Source organism: Herbiconiux oxytropis, from assembly GCF_024979315.1.
Classification (GTDB): Bacteria; Actinomycetota; Actinomycetes; order Actinomycetales; family Microbacteriaceae; genus Herbiconiux; species Herbiconiux oxytropis.
Map to the genome: position 1 here is coordinate 133,732 of NZ_JANLCK010000003.1, position 13,690 is coordinate 147,421.

14 protein-coding genes are annotated in these 13,690 nt (G+C 69.0%); 12 read left to right on the forward strand and 2 right to left on the reverse strand.

All coding sequences use genetic code 11. The features are described from left to right. Positions 1-161: 161 nt before the first annotated feature. The 7 genes from N1028_RS06510 to N1028_RS06540 all read left to right on the forward strand — a co-directional run bounded on the left by N1028_RS06510 (position 162) and on the right by N1028_RS06540 (position 7,866). Positions 162-1,244, forward strand: coding sequence for a BMP family lipoprotein (locus tag N1028_RS06510; protein ID WP_259526057.1), 1,083 nt, complete (start codon positions 162-164; stop codon positions 1,242-1,244). Between the two features lie 114 nt (positions 1,245-1,358). Next, entirely contained in the window at positions 1,359-2,888 is a 1,530-nt protein-coding gene (locus tag N1028_RS06515; RefSeq protein ID WP_259526059.1) for an ABC transporter ATP-binding protein, read from the forward strand. After that, on the forward strand, positions 2,885-4,150 hold the full coding sequence (locus N1028_RS06520) for an ABC transporter permease (RefSeq protein WP_259526060.1): 1,266 nt from the start codon (positions 2,885-2,887) through the stop codon (positions 4,148-4,150). The genes N1028_RS06515 and N1028_RS06520 overlap by 4 nt, the downstream gene beginning before the upstream one ends. A gap of 41 nt (positions 4,151-4,191) precedes the next feature. After that, positions 4,192-5,475, forward strand: coding sequence for an ABC transporter permease (locus tag N1028_RS06525; RefSeq protein WP_375163421.1), 1,284 nt, complete (start codon positions 4,192-4,194; stop codon positions 5,473-5,475). Positions 5,476-5,477: 2 nt separating this feature from the next. Next, positions 5,478-5,900, forward strand: coding sequence for a cytidine deaminase (locus N1028_RS06530; RefSeq protein WP_259526061.1), 423 nt, complete (start codon positions 5,478-5,480; stop codon positions 5,898-5,900). Positions 5,901-5,980: 80 nt separating this feature from the next. Then, the gene (locus tag N1028_RS06535; RefSeq protein WP_259526062.1) at positions 5,981-7,273 is read left to right on the forward strand and encodes a thymidine phosphorylase; all 1,293 of its coding nucleotides are present in this window, start codon (positions 5,981-5,983) and stop codon (positions 7,271-7,273) included. Positions 7,274-7,347: 74 nt separating this feature from the next. After that, positions 7,348-7,866 (forward strand): DinB family protein, encoded by a 519-nt coding sequence (locus N1028_RS06540; protein ID WP_259526063.1) that lies wholly within the window; start codon positions 7,348-7,350, stop codon positions 7,864-7,866. Between the two features lie 189 nt (positions 7,867-8,055). Here N1028_RS06540 and uriH read toward each other — a convergent pair whose 3' ends face one another. Beyond that, entirely contained in the window at positions 8,056-9,042 is a 987-nt protein-coding gene (gene uriH / locus N1028_RS06545; protein ID WP_375163420.1) for a uridine-preferring nucleoside hydrolase UriH, read from the reverse strand. Positions 9,043-9,108: 66 nt separating this feature from the next. Here uriH and N1028_RS06550 point away from each other — a divergent pair, with 66 nt between their 5' ends. From N1028_RS06550 to N1028_RS06560, 3 genes are read left to right on the forward strand one after another with little or no spacing between them, the layout of a single operon-like run. Continuing rightward, positions 9,109-10,311: an adenosylhomocysteinase gene (locus N1028_RS06550; RefSeq protein ID WP_259526065.1), complete on the forward strand. Its 1,203-nt coding sequence runs from the start codon at positions 9,109-9,111 to the stop codon at positions 10,309-10,311. Positions 10,312-10,313: 2 nt separating this feature from the next. Continuing rightward, the gene (locus N1028_RS06555; protein WP_259526066.1) at positions 10,314-11,108 is read left to right on the forward strand and encodes an IclR family transcriptional regulator; all 795 of its coding nucleotides are present in this window, start codon (positions 10,314-10,316) and stop codon (positions 11,106-11,108) included. Beyond that, positions 11,105-12,226, forward strand: a complete 1,122-nt coding sequence (locus tag N1028_RS06560; protein WP_259526067.1) for an adenosine deaminase — start codon at positions 11,105-11,107, stop codon at positions 12,224-12,226. The genes N1028_RS06555 and N1028_RS06560 overlap by 4 nt, the downstream gene beginning before the upstream one ends. Positions 12,227-12,277: 51 nt before the next feature. Here the strand turns inward: N1028_RS06560 and N1028_RS06565 are convergent, their stop codons facing one another. Next, positions 12,278-12,667 carry a VOC family protein gene (locus tag N1028_RS06565; protein WP_259526068.1) on the reverse strand — a complete coding sequence of 130 codons (390 nt, stop codon included), beginning with the start codon at positions 12,665-12,667 and terminating at the stop codon, positions 12,278-12,280. Positions 12,668-12,825: 158 nt separating this feature from the next. Here N1028_RS06565 and N1028_RS06570 point away from each other — a divergent pair, with 158 nt between their 5' ends. Both N1028_RS06570 and N1028_RS06575 read left to right on the forward strand, forming a co-directional pair. Next, positions 12,826-13,344: a PTS sugar transporter subunit IIA gene (locus N1028_RS06570; RefSeq protein WP_259526069.1), complete on the forward strand. Its 519-nt coding sequence runs from the start codon at positions 12,826-12,828 to the stop codon at positions 13,342-13,344. 4 nt (positions 13,345-13,348) lie between these two features. Then, entirely contained in the window at positions 13,349-13,621 is a 273-nt protein-coding gene (locus N1028_RS06575; RefSeq protein ID WP_259526070.1) for a PTS sugar transporter subunit IIB, read from the forward strand. The last annotated feature ends 69 nt before the right edge of the window (positions 13,622-13,690 follow it).

The window sequence follows — 13,690 nt, forward strand, 5'->3', positions numbered from 1 at the left end:
TGGTCGGGCAGTGGACATTTCGCGCAGATTACGGCGTGATCGCGGCTTTGTAACGCTTGGGCGGCTAAGACCGGTCACCCCTGTCCTGGGGCGTCACATTTAGTAACGTTGCTCCCACACAGCCCCTGCGCACCTTGCAGGGCAGCATCTTGGAGGACATCTTGAGCATCAACCTTCGCCGGGCCAGCGTGGCCGGCTTCGCCACACTGGGTGTGGCAGCTCTTCTGGCCGGATGCGCGTCCGCGCCGTCGGACACCGCATCCACGAGCGGCGGAGAGGCCGCGAGCGACTTCATCCCCTGCATGGTCTCCGACTCGGGCGGATTCGACGACAAGTCGTTCAACCAGGCCGGCTTCGAGGGCCTCACGGAGGCCTCGGACGCGCTCGGCGTCGAGCCCGTCACGGTCGAGTCGGCCGCTGAGACCGACTTCGAGCCCAACATCGACAACCTGGTCTCGCAGAACTGCAACCTGATCATCTCGGTCGGCTTCCTCCTCGCCGACGCCACCAAGTCCGCCGCCGAGGCGAACCCCGACGTGAACTTCTCGATCATCGACGACTCGTCGATCGAGGCCGACAACGTCAAGCCGATCGTCTTCGACACCGCTCAGGCGGCGTTCCTGGCCGGCTACGCAGCGGCGAGCTACAGCAAGACGGGCACCGTGGGCACCTACGGCGGCATCCAGATCCCGTCGGTCACCATCTTCATGGACGGCTTCGTCGACGGTGTGAGCTACTACAACGAGCAGAAGGGCACCGACGTCAAGGCCATCGGCTGGGACGTCGCCGCTCAGACGGGTCAGTTCACGGGTGGCTTCGCCGCCGGTGTCGAGGCCAAGACCGTCGCGCAGGGCCTCATCGACCAGGGTGCCGACGTCATCCTCCCCGTCGGTGGACCGATCTTCCTCTCCGCCGGTGAGGCGATCCGCGACTCCGGCAAGGAGATCGCCCTCGTGGGCGTCGACTCCGACAACTACGAGACCGCTCCCGATCTGGCCGACCTCTTCCTCACCTCGGTGATGAAGGGCGTCGCGGCCGGTGTGGTCGACGTGGTCGACTCCTCCGCCGCCGGCGACTTCGACGCCACCCCGTTCGTGGGCACGCTCGAGAACGACGGCGTGGGCATCGCACCGTTCCACGACTTCGAGGACAAGGTCTCGCCCGACCTGCAGGCGGAGCTCGACACGATCAGCGAGGGCATCATCTCCGGTGACATCACGGTCGAGTCGCCCTCGACCCCGTAAGGAATCCGCGTCCTGAACGCGACACCGGTCGGGGGGACCAGCGCTGCTGGTTCCCCCGACCTCTTCTTTGGCGGACTCCATGGCCCCCCTCCGGGGAGTAGGTAGATTGACTCCATGAAACTCGAACTGCGGGGCATCACGAAGCGATTCGGTGCCCTCACCGCGAACGACCACATCGACCTCACGGTCGAGCCGGGCGAGATCCACTGCCTTCTCGGTGAGAACGGCGCGGGCAAGTCCACCCTCATGAACGTGCTCTATGGTCTCTACCAGGCCGACGAGGGCGAGATCGTGCTCGACGACGTCGTCCAGCACTTCGCAGGCCCGGGCGACGCCATGAACGCCGGCATCGGCATGGTGCACCAGCACTTCATGCTCATCCCCGTCTTCACCGTCGCCGAGAACGTGATGCTCGGCCACGAGCAGACGAAGTTCGGCGGTCGCCTCGACCTCAACGCCGCTCGCGCGAAGGTGCGCGAGATCAGCGACAGGTTCGGCTTCGACGTCGATCCGGATGCGCTCGTCGACGATCTCCCCGTGGGCGTGCAGCAGCGGGTCGAGATCATCAAGGCCCTCTCGCGCGACGCGAAGGTACTCGTGTTCGACGAGCCCACCGCCGTGCTCACGCCGCAGGAGACCGACGAGCTGATGGCGATCATGCGGCTGCTCAAGGAGCGCGGCACCTCCATCGTCTTCATCACCCACAAGCTGCGCGAGGTGCGCGAGGTCGCCGACCGCATCACGGTCATCCGCCTCGGCAAGGTCGTGGGCGAGGCCTCGCCCACCGCAACCAACGCCGAGCTCGCCTCGCTCATGGTGGGCCGCGCGGTCGAGCTGACCGTGCAGAAGGCGCCCGCACAGCCCGGCAAGCCGGCCCTCCAGGTCTCGAACCTCTCGGTCATCGACCCCCGCGGCCAGGTCGTGGTCAACGACGTGTCGTTCGAGGTGCGGGCGGGCGAGATCCTCGCCATCGCCGGCGTGCAGGGCAACGGCCAGACCGAGCTCACGGAAGCGCTCATGGGCCTGCAGTCACGTGTCTCCGGCACCGTCTCGCTCGACGGCCGCTCCCTCGTGGGCATGTCCGTGCGCAAGGTGCTCGACGCGGGTGTCGGGTTCGTGCCGGAGGACCGCAAGGAGGACGGCCTGGTCGGGGAGTTCACGATCGCCGAGAACCTCATGCTCGACCGCTCCGAGGGCAAGCCCTTCGTCAAGGGCGGCAACCTGCAGCTGTCGTTCCTCAACGGCTTCGCCGAGGACAGGTCGAAGGAGTTCGACGTGCGCTCTCAGGGCATCCAGACCGCTGTCGGCCGCCTCTCCGGTGGTAACCAGCAGAAGGTCGTGCTCGCGCGCGAGCTCTCGCGGGAGCTCCGGCTGTTCGTGGCGGCGCAGCCCACCCGCGGCATCGACGTGGGATCGATCGAGTTCGTGCACAAGCGCATCGTGGCCACGCGCGACGAGGGCATCCCCGTGGTGGTCGTCTCCACCGAGCTCGACGAGGTCGTCGCGCTCGCCGATCGCATCGCCGTGATGTACCGCGGATCCATCGTGGGCATCGTTCCGGGCACCACCTCGCGCGACGTGCTGGGTCTCATGATGGCGGGCGAAGTCCCCGCCGGTATCGACGTGGAAGGAACCGCCGCGTGAGCGACACCACCCTGACCAAGCCCGCTCCGGTGGCCGAGCCGCCGTCTCGGTGGCGCAGGACGCTGACCGAGATCACCGGCGGAAGCGTCATGATCTCGATCCTCGCCGTCGTGCTCGCGATGATCGCGGGCGGCATCCTGATCGCCCTCACCGACGAGAACGTGCAGGCGGCGGCCGGCTACTTCTTCGCCCGCCCGGCCGACACGCTCGCCGAGATCTGGAAGGCCGTCTCCGGCGCCTACGTCGCCCTGTTCCAGGGATCGGTGTTCAACCCGAACCGGCCGGAGTTCGCCGCGCAGATCAAGCCGTTCACCGAGACCCTCGCCTTCGCGACGCCGCTCATCGCGGCCGGCCTCGGCGTGGGGCTGGCGTTCCGCGTCGGCATGTTCAACATCGGCGGCCGTGGGCAGATGCTCATCGCTGCTGCGTGCGCCGGCTGGGTGGGCTTCACCCTCGACCTGCCCTGGGGGCTGCACATGGTGCTCGCGGTGCTCGCCGGTCTCATCGGCGGCGGCATCTGGGGCGGCCTCGCCGGTCTCCTCAAGGCCCGCACGGGAGCCCACGAGGTGATCGTCACGATCATGCTCAACTACGTGGCGTTCTACCTGGTCTCCTACCTGCTCCGCACGCCCCTCCTCCAGGCGCCCGGATCGAACAACCCGAAGTCGCCGCCCATCATGGACACGGCGGTGTTCCCCGACCTCCTCGGGCCGCAGTTCAACCTCAACTTCGGCTTCATCCTCGTGATCGCGGCCACCGTGTTCGTGTGGTGGCTGCTCAGCCGCTCGTCGCTCGGCTTCAAGTTCCGTGCCGTGGGCCTCAACCCCAACGCCGCGCGGGTGGCCGGCATCGACGTCAAGAACATGTACGTCTACGCGATGCTCATCTCCGGTGCGCTCGTGGGTCTCGCGGGCGTCTCGCAAGTGCTCGGCCCGCTGTCGTCGGGCTTCAGCTCGGGGCTCGACGCGGGCATCGGCTTCGACGCCATCACCGTGGCGCTCCTCGGCCGCTCGAAGCCGTGGGGCATCTTCGTGGCCGGCATCCTCTTCGGCGCCTTCAAAGCCGGCGGGTTCGCGATGCAGGCCTCGCAGGGCATCCCGATCGACATCGTGCTCGTCGTGCAGTCGCTCATCGTGCTGTTCATCGCCGCACCGCCGCTCATCCGCACCGTGTTCCGGCTGCCGGATCCGTCGAAACCCACGAAGCCCAAGGCGCGCAAGACGCCGGCCGCACCGACCCAGAAGGCGGTGATCGCCAAGTGAGCGAGAACGTCTCGACCAACAACCTGGCCTCCGACGCCGGGGTGCCGCCCACCGAGCACAACAACCCGGACTCGACGTCCGGCCTCACCACGATCGTCATCAAGAGCTGGAAGGCGCCGATCGTCTTCGCCGTCTTCACCGTCATCGCGATCCTGCTGTTCGTGGTGTTCGGCCGCGACGGATCGTCGACGTTCCGCCTCTCGACCGACTCCGACCTGATCCAGCTGCCCGAGGTCGTGCTGCCCACCCGCGGCACGGGCATCGTGCTCGCTGTCCTGCTCGTGGCGCTCACCGCCTTCTCGGCGTGGCTGGTCTCGAAGGATCGCAGAGTGCGGCTGTGGGTCATCGCGGTCTTCGCGGTGCTGTTCCTCGTGGGGTTCCTCACCTGGGCCGCGGCCGGACAGACCATCCCGGTGCCGGGGCTCCTGATCGGCACCGTCTCGCTCAGTGTGCCGCTGATCTTCGGTGCTCTCGGCGGTGTCATCTCCGAGCGCGTGGGAGTCGTCAACGTCGCCATCGAGGGGCAGCTGCTGGCCGGGGCATTCGTCTCGGCGGTCGTGGCCTCGGTCACGGGCAACCCGTTCGTGGGGCTCATCGGCGCCGTGGTCGCCGGAGCGATCGTGTCGTTCGTGCTCGCTGCGTTCTCCATCAAGTACCTCGTCGACCAGGTGATCGTCGGCGTCGTGCTCAACGTGCTCGTCACCGGACTCACGTCGTTCCTCTACTCGCAGGTGCTCACCGAAGACCCGGGGCTGCTCAACTCGCCGCCGCGCTTCGACCGCATCCCCATCCCGCTGCTGTCCGAGATCCCGGTCATCGGCCCCACGTTGTTCCGCCAGACCATCGTGGTGTACCTCATGTACATCGCCGTGGCGTTGGTCTTCTGGGGCCTGTTCCGCACCAAGTGGGGCCTGCGCGTGCGCGCCGTGGGCGAGCATCCGCAGGCTGCGGACACCGTGGGCATCAAGGTCAACTCCACCCGGTTCTGGAACGTGTCGCTCGCCGGTGCGATCGCCGGACTCGGTGGTGCGTACTTCACGCTCGGGTCGGTCGGAGCGTTCAACAAGGAGATGACGGCGGGCGCGGGCTTCATCGCCCTCGCGGCGGTGATCTTCGGGCGGTGGGACCCGATCAGGGCCACGCTCGCCGCGCTGCTGTTCGGCTTCGCGTCGAACCTGCAGAACGTGCTCGGCATCATCGGGTCGCCCGTGCCCTCGGAGTTCATGCTCATGCTGCCCTACGTGGTCACGATCTTCGCCGTGGCGGGGCTCGTGGGCCGCGTGCGGGGTCCGGCCGCGGCCGGCAAGCCGTACGTGGGGTCGTGATCGTGGCTTCTGCTTCGGACTCTGCCTACGACTGGGATGCACTCCGCGCCGTCGCCCTGTCGGCCATGGAGAAGGCCTACGTGCCGTACTCGAAGTTCCCCGTGGGGGTCGCCGCCATCGTCGACGACGGGCGCATCATCTCGGGTTGCAACGTGGAGAACGCCTCCTACGGGCTCACACTGTGCGCCGAATGCACGCTCGTCTCGACGCTGCACATGACCGGTGGTGGCAAGCTCGTGGCGTTCACCTGCGTCGACGGCAACGGCGGCGCCCTCATGCCGTGCGGCCGCTGCCGGCAGCTGCTCTACGAGCACTCGGCCGAGGGGATGCTGCTCGAGACGGTCTCGGGCATCAAGACGATCGACGAGGTCATCCCGGATGCCTTCGGGCCCCGCACCCTCGCCGCCTACCACAACGCCGAATAGCGCCGAACCGTCACTTTCCACACCTCCCGCCGTGGTGTCGTGTGAGAAATGACGTCTCGGCAGAGACCTGGAGGACTGCCATGGCTGCAGAGAAGTTCGATGTCGTGGATCTGATCCGCACGAAGCGCGACAAGGGAACGCTGTCGACCCCCGAGATCGATTGGCTGATCGACGCCTACACCCGCGGGTTCGTCGGCGACGAGCAGATGGCCGCGCTCGCGATGGCCATCCTCCTCAACGGGATGTCGCGCGACGAGATCCGCGACCTGACGCTCGCGATGATCGCCTCGGGCGAGCGGATGGACTTCTCCTCGCTCGGCAAGCCGACGGTCGACAAGCACTCCACCGGTGGTGTGGGCGACAAGATCACCCTTCCGCTCATGCCGCTCGTCGCTTCGTTCGGAGTGGCCGTGCCGCAGCTCTCGGGCCGCGGGCTCGGTCACACCGGCGGCACGCTCGACAAGCTCGAGTCGATCCCCGGCTGGCGCGCGTCGCTCTCGAACGAGGAGATGCTCGCGCAGCTCGACTCGGTCGGCGGCGTCATCTGCGCGGCGGGATCCGGCCTCGCACCGGCCGACAAGAAGCTCTACGCGCTCCGCGACATCACGGGAACCGTGGAGGCCATCCCGCTCATCGCCTCGTCGATCATGTCGAAGAAGATCGCCGAGGGCACCGACTCGCTCGTGCTCGACGTGAAGTTCGGCTCGGGCGCGTTCATGCAGGACATCGCGCTCTCGCGCGAGCTCGCGAAGACCATGGTCGACCTCGGCAACGACGCCGGTGTGCGCACCACGGCGCTGCTCACGAACATGAACGTGCCGCTCGGCCTCGCCATCGGCAACGCCAACGAGGTGCGCGAATCGGTGGAGGTGCTCGCCGGCGGCGGGCCCGCCGACGTGGTGGAGCTGACGCTCGCCCTCGCCTCGGAGATGCTCCGGCTCGCCGGGCAGCCCGACGCCGACGTGGCGGCCGCTCTCGCCGACGGGCGCGCGATGGACTCCTGGAACGCCGTCATCCGCGCCCAGGGCGGCGACCCGACGGCGCCGCTGCCGGTCGCCCGCGAGACCACGACGGTGTACGCGCCGCGCGCCGGAGTGCTGCTGCGCCAGGAGGCGCTGCCGTTCGGGATCGCCGCGTGGCGCCTCGGTGCCGGGCGCGCCCGGGCCCAGGATGCCGTGCAGCACGCCGCGGGGATCGATCTGCACGCGAAGCCGGGCGATACGGTGACCGAGGGACAGGCGCTGTTCACACTGTCGGCCGACGAGCCGTCGCGGTTCGAGCGGGCGCTCTCGTCGCTGGAAGGCGCGTGGGAGATCGGCGACGCCGGGGCGTACGAGGGCTTCGGGCCGCTGGTGGCGGAGCGGATCTCGTAGCTCCTGGCAGGAACTGCGCGGGGTGTGGCCGTCGTCGTGTGGAGGGTGGGCATCCGGATGCCTACGCTCGGATCATGACGATCGTTCCCGACACCAAGAACTGGACCTGGGTGCTCGAGCGCGAGTGCCCCGAATGCGGCTTCGACTCCTCCGCCACGGCGGCGGCGTCGGTGCCCGGGCTGTTGCGCTCCAACGCGGAGGGCTGGCCGGCGGTGCTGGCACGGCCGGACGCAGCGGTGCGGCCGGATCCGGCGACGTGGTCGGCGCTCGAGTACGGCGCGCACGTGCGCGACGTGTTCCGCATCGCGAGCGTGCGGTTCGCCCTGCTGCTCGACGAAGAGGATCCGGAGTTCGCCGACTGGGACCAGGACGCGACGGCGGAGCAGGAGCGCTACGGGTCCCAGGATCCGGCGGAGGTGACGCGCGAGTTGCTCGCGGCTGCCGAGGTGCTCGCCCTGCAGCTCGAGGCGGTGCCGGCGGATGCCTGGGACCGGTCCGGGCGACGCAGCGACGGCTCGGTCTTCACCGTCGACACCCTCGCGCGCTACATCATCCACGACCCGGTGCACCACCTCCACGACGTGCGCGGCTGACGCCGGTGTGCGCTCCCGGCCCCGCTTCGATGTGCAGGGCTGACGCTGCGTTGTGCTGCGTCCCTTGCTCGGACGTGCGCGGGGTAGCGCTCACTGCTCGAACCTGGCGGTTTTCAAGCAGATGGCGCTACCCGGTGCGGCAGCTGGCGCTCGGGACCGCGTTCGCGTGGAGCCGCGTGCTCGTCCGTCTCACGCGGTGCTCTGCGGGTCGCCGATTCGGGTGACCGCATCGGCGACGAGTGCCCAGAACTTGGCGTGGTCGAGGTCGACCGCCACCTGGGTGGTGCAGTCGGCGGGCGCGGGGGAGCGGAAGTCGGCCACCGTCATGCCGAGCGTGAGCGTGCCCGTGAGCTCGATGTCGAGCGGGGTCTTGCGCACCGTCATGACGCTCGGGTCGATCACGTAGGCCACGGCGCACGGGTCGTGCACGGGCGGGTGCTCGAAGCCCTGCGCTTCGAGATAGGTGGTGCCGAAGAACTCGAGCAGGTCGACCACGAAGCGGCCGGGCGCCGTCGGCATCGCGCGGAAGTTCTCGACGACTTCGGGGGTGGCGAGGGCCTGGTGGGTGAGGTCGATCCCCACCATGGTGAGCGGCCAGCTCTCGTTGAACACGATGTGAGCCGCCTCGGGGTCGATGATGATGTTGAACTCGCTCGTGGCGCTCCAGTTGCCGCCGTGGTAGCCGCCGCCCATGAGCACGATCTCCTTGACGCGCGAAACGATCCGCGGCTCCTTGCGCGCCGCGATCGCGATGTTCGTGAGGGCACCGGTGGGCACGAGCGTGACGGTGCCCGACTCGTGCGCCATCACGGTCTCGATGATGAGGTCGACGGCGTGCCGGGAGTCGAGTTCGAGGGTGGGCTCTGGCAGCACCGGGCCGTCCATCCCGGACTCGCCGTGGATGTCGGGCGCCACCTCGACGGGTCGCACGAGCGGGCGGGCGCAGCCGGCGGCGAACGGCACTCCCGTGATGCCGGCGATCTCGGCCACGGCGAGGGCGTTGCGGGTGACCTTCTCGAGTGTCTGGTTGCCGGCGACCGTCGTGACGGCGAGCAGCTCGATCTCGGGGCTGCCGTGCGCCAGAAGGATGGCGATCGCGTCGTCGTGCCCGGGATCGCAATCGAGGATGATCTTCTGGGCCACGGGGTCTCCTTCTGCCTGGTCTCGGTCCTGCATGCCGATCCGTCGAGCATATATGAAAACGACCTTCATATGTGTCCGGATCTGTGCAATACTCCCTGCATGACCGACACCAGCCTCGAAGCCACCGGCGCCGCGCGCGTCGAGTGGATCCGCTCCCGCATGCCCCTGCTCGCCGCCGCGCGCGAGGAGCTGTCGCGCACGCGCCCGTTCGACGGCCGCCGCATCGGCATGTCGCTGCACATCGAGCCGAAGACCGCGGTGCTCCTCGAGACACTCTCGGCCGGGGGCGCGGAGATCGTGGGCACCGGCAACCACGGCTCCACTCAAGACGACGTGGTGGCCTACCTCAACGCCTACGCCTCGGCGAACGGCGCCGCTCCGCTCACGCTCTTCGGCCGCCGCGACGACTCGCTCGAACAGCACCACGCCAACGTCGCGCGCGTGCTCGACGCGGAGCCCGACATGCTGCTCGACAACGGGGGAGACCTCGCCGCCGGCATCGTGAGCCGAGGTGTCACGGCCTCGGTGATCGGCGGCACGGAGGAGACCACGTCCGGAGGCGACCGCCTGCGGAGCGAGCTCGCGGGCGCCGTCCCCTTCCCGATGATCGTCATCAACGACAGCCTGCTCAAGGCGATCGGCGAGAACAAGCACGCGGTGGGGCAGTCGGTGGTCGAGAGCTTCATGCGCATCACCAACCTCATGGTGCCCGGGCGGAGGTTCGTCGTGTTCGGCTACGGCTGGTGCGGTCGTGGAGTGGCGCACTACCTGCGGGCCCTCGGTGGCAAGGTGGCCGTGGTCGAGATCGACGAGCTGAAAGCCTTCGAGGCCGCGCTCGACGGCTTCCGGGTGTCGACCGCCACCGACCTCGCGCCGTGGGGAGACGTGTTCATCACGGCCACCGGTCACCCCGGGGTGCTCACTCTCGAGGCGATCGAGCTCATGCACGACGGCGCGGTGCTCGCGAACTGCGGCCACTTCCCGTGGGAGATCGACGTCGAGGGCCTCCGGGCGGTGGCCACCGGCTCTCGCGAGATCATCGAAGCGGTCGAGCGCATCGACCTCCCGAGCGGCCGTCACGTCGTGCTGCTCGCCGGTGGGCGGATGTTCAACCTCGCGGGCAAGGAGCCCAAGGGCAACTCGCTCGAGTCGATGGATCTGGGATTCCTGCTGCAGACCCTCTCGCTCGAGCGCGTCGCGCTCGACGCGGCCGCTCTCACGCCCGGTGCGCAGCCGGTGCCCGACGACATCGATCGCACGATCGCGCGGCGCATGCTCGCGGCCATGCACGCGTCGGAGTGAGCATGTCGGACGAGCAGGCGGGACTGCCGGAGGCCAAGTCGACGCCGGAGTACTCGGCGCCGGCCCTCGACAAGGGGCTCGACATCCTCGAGCTGCTCGCCGAGACCGAGGGTGGGCTGGGGCAGCTCGAGATCGCGCAGGCGATCGGGCGGTCGCCCGGGCAGATCTTCCGGATGCTCGCCACGCTCGAACGGCGTGGCTACGTGTTCCGCGAGCGGCAGTCCGGCCTCTACACGCTCTCGATGCGCATGTTCGAGCTCGCGCATCGGCACGAACCCGTGCGCGCGCTCAGCGCCGCCGGGCTCCCTGTCATGCGGCGGCTCGCCGACGAACTGCAGCAGTCGTGCAACCTCGCCGTGATCGACGCCGAGATGGTGCGGGTGATCGCCCAGGTCGAGAGCCCGAGCGACTTCGGGTTCCGGGTGCGGGTGGGGGCGCTGTTCCCCCTCGACACCGCCACGGGGCTCGTGCTCGGCGCGTTCCGCGCCACCGGTTCGGGTGCCGCGGGTGCGGCTGTCGCCTCCCCAGGCATCCTCGACCATTCGGTCTTCGAGAAGATGCTCGTCGAGACGTTCCTGGAGCTGCCCGACTCCCGTCAACCCTCCATCACCGACGTCGTCGTGCCCATCCTCCGGCCCGACCGCACCGCGGTGGCCGCGCTGACCGTGCCCTACGTCGCCACGAGCATCAGTGCGAAGGCTCCTTCGACGGTCATCGAGAGGGCCCGGCGGGCGGCCGAGGAGATCGCGGAATCGCTCGCGCTCGCCGGCTCGCCACACCCTAGGCTGGTGCCATGACTGCAGCACCTGAGGAATACCTCGTCCCCGGCACCGACATCAGCTTCAACTCGCTCCCCAAGATCTCGCTGCACGACCACCTCGACGGTGGCCTGCGCCCGGCGACCATCATCGAGCTGGCCGACGAGATCGGCCTCGAGATCCCGTCGACCGACGACATCGAGCTCGGCGAGTGGTTCGAGGACAGCGCCGACTCGGGTTCGCTGCCCACCTACCTCGCTACCTTCGACGTCACGATCGGCGTCATGCAGACCCGCGAGGGGCTCATCCGCGTGGCCCGGGAGTTCGTCAACGACCTCGTGGCCGACGGTGTCATCTACGGCGAGGTGCGCTGGGCCCCCGAGCAGCACCTCACCAAGGGGCTCACGCTCGACCAGGTCGTCGAGGCCGTGCAGGAGGGCATCGAGCTCGGGAGCGACGACGCCCGCGGCGCCGGCCGCAACATCCGCGTCGGCCAGCTCATCACAGCGATGCGTCATGCCGACCGCGGTCTCGAGATCGCCGAGCTCGCCGTGCGTCACCGCGACCGCGGCGTCGTGGGGTTCGACATCGCAGGCGCCGAGGCCGGATTCCCCGCCGCCAACCAGCGCGCGGCGTTCGACTACCTCGCGCAGAACTTCTTCCCCGTCACGGTGCACGCCGGCGAGGCCGACGGCCCCGAGAGCATCCGCGGTGCGCTCTTCGACGGGCGGGCGCTCCGACTCGGTCATGGTGTGCGGCTCGCGGAGGACATCGAGATCGAGCGCCAGGACGACGACAACACCTACGTCTCACTCGGCCGGCTGGCCCAGTGGGTCAAGGACCGCGAGATCGCCCTCGAGCTCTCGCCCTCGTCGAACCTGCAGACCGGGGCCATCGCGGCCTGGGGCGAGGAGCTCGTCGACCACCCCTTCGATCTGCTCTACCAGCTCGGCTTCCAGGTCACCGTCAACCCCGACAACCGTCTGATGAGCAACACCACCATCAGCCGGGAGCTGGCGCTCCTCACCGACGCGTTCGGCTACGACCTCGCCGACATCGAGGTCTTCCAGCTCAACGCGGCCGCCGCCACCTTCCTTCCGCTCGAAGACCGCGAAGACCTCGCCGACGCCATCTCGGACGGCTTCGACGAGGCCTGAGCTGCAACGGTCCGGCCCGACGCCACGGCGGTCAGGCCTGACCCGCTCCGGTCAGGCCTGAGCTCCGGCGGCGTAGTCCGGCAGCTCCTGCAGTGCCCACTCGTTGCCGTCGGGGTCGCTGAAGTACACGAAGCGGCCCCACTGCTGCTCGTCGACCTCGCCGGTCGACACGCCCTGGGCTAGCAGATGTTCACGCGCCTCGTCGGCATCCGGAACCACGATCTGCACGCCCTTCTGCGAACCGGGAGCCATCTCGGTGATGCCGGTGCCGAGCACGATGGAGCACGCGGAGCCAGGCGGGGTGAGCTGCACGAAGCGGAGGTCGTCCGACACCACGTGGTCGTGGTCGGCGTGGAAGCCGATGCGCGTGTAGAAGTCCTTCGCGCGATCGACGTCGGTCACGGGAATGGCGATGAGTTCGATCTTCCAGTCGAGCGTCATGGGATCTCCTTCCAGGAGGTCGTACCGGCGGGACCGGGCATTCGGTGGCCGGCGTCTCCGATGCGTCCACCGTACGGCCCGGCCCCGGAGTGGCGGAAGGGGCGCGAGCGGCGAACTCCCCGGTTGCCGGGCGAGCGGACTGGCATACTGCTCAGACGATGACGTACACGTTGCCCGAGCCGCTTCCCGACACCGCGATCGCCCTCCGCGTCGAGGCCGAGGACTGGCGCGCCGCCGTGCGCAGCGTGGGCAGCGCGCTCGAGGCATCCGGATGCACCGACGCCTCCTACTCCGAGCGGATGATCGCGCTGGTCGAGGAGTACGGCCCCTACATCGTGATCGCTCCAGGGCTCGCCATGGCGCATGCTCGCCCGGGGCCCGACGTGCACGCCTCGGGCCTGGCCGTGGTGACCCTCGCCACCCCGATGCCCTTCGGGCACGCGCACAACGACCCGGTGTCGGTCGTGATCGGGCTCGCCGCCACCGAGGCCGACTCCCACGTCGCCTCGGTCGCCGCGCTCGCGAACGTCTTCAACGACGAGTCCATGGTGCCGGCGCTCGCCGCAGCGCGGGACGCCGTCGAGGTTCGGCAGCTGCTCTCCGGCGGGGCCTCGGCGCACGACGCCGAGACGGATGCCGACGGCTCCGACGCCGCCCCACGTTCTGACCTATCCTGAACTCGTGAAGATCATTGCCATCTGCGGTGCCGGCATCGGCACCTCCGAGATCCTCCGGGTGAACGCCGTGCGGGCGCTCGGCCGGCTCGACATCGACGCCGAGGTCACCGCCTCGGACGTGGCGAGCGTGGCGGCTGCGGCGGCCGACGCCCAGGTCATCCTCACCTCGGCCGAGCTCGTCTCGCGCATCGGAGCCACGAACGCCGACGTCGTGGTGATCGACAACTACTTCGACCTCGACGAGATCACCGCCAAGCTCGAGATCGCCGTCGGCTGACCGGCGAACCCGCTCCACACCTCCGCACACCTGCTGTCACGTCGGAACGGCGACGACGGCGCCCGCCCG

Bases quoted from the DNA above. Each gene is read 5' to 3' on its own strand.
- N1028_RS06560 (WP_259526067.1), top strand. From the start codon at position 11,105: ATGACTGCAGCACCTGAGGAATACCTCGTCCCCGGCACCGACATCAGC.
- N1028_RS06565 (WP_259526068.1), bottom strand. From the start codon at position 12,667: ATGACGCTCGACTGGAAGATCGAACTCATCGCCATTCCCGTGACCGAC.
- N1028_RS06555 (WP_259526066.1), top strand. From the start codon at position 10,314: ATGTCGGACGAGCAGGCGGGACTGCCGGAGGCCAAGTCGACGCCGGAG.
- N1028_RS06570 (WP_259526069.1), top strand. From the start codon at position 12,826: ATGACGTACACGTTGCCCGAGCCGCTTCCCGACACCGCGATCGCCCTC.
- N1028_RS06540 (WP_259526063.1), top strand. From the start codon at position 7,348: ATGACGATCGTTCCCGACACCAAGAACTGGACCTGGGTGCTCGAGCGC.
- N1028_RS06535 (WP_259526062.1), top strand. From the start codon at position 5,981: ATGGCTGCAGAGAAGTTCGATGTCGTGGATCTGATCCGCACGAAGCGC.
- N1028_RS06515 (WP_259526059.1), top strand. From the start codon at position 1,359: ATGAAACTCGAACTGCGGGGCATCACGAAGCGATTCGGTGCCCTCACC.
- uriH (WP_375163420.1), bottom strand. From the start codon at position 9,042: ATGCAGGACCGAGACCAGGCAGAAGGAGACCCCGTGGCCCAGAAGATC.
- N1028_RS06550 (WP_259526065.1), top strand. From the start codon at position 9,109: ATGACCGACACCAGCCTCGAAGCCACCGGCGCCGCGCGCGTCGAGTGG.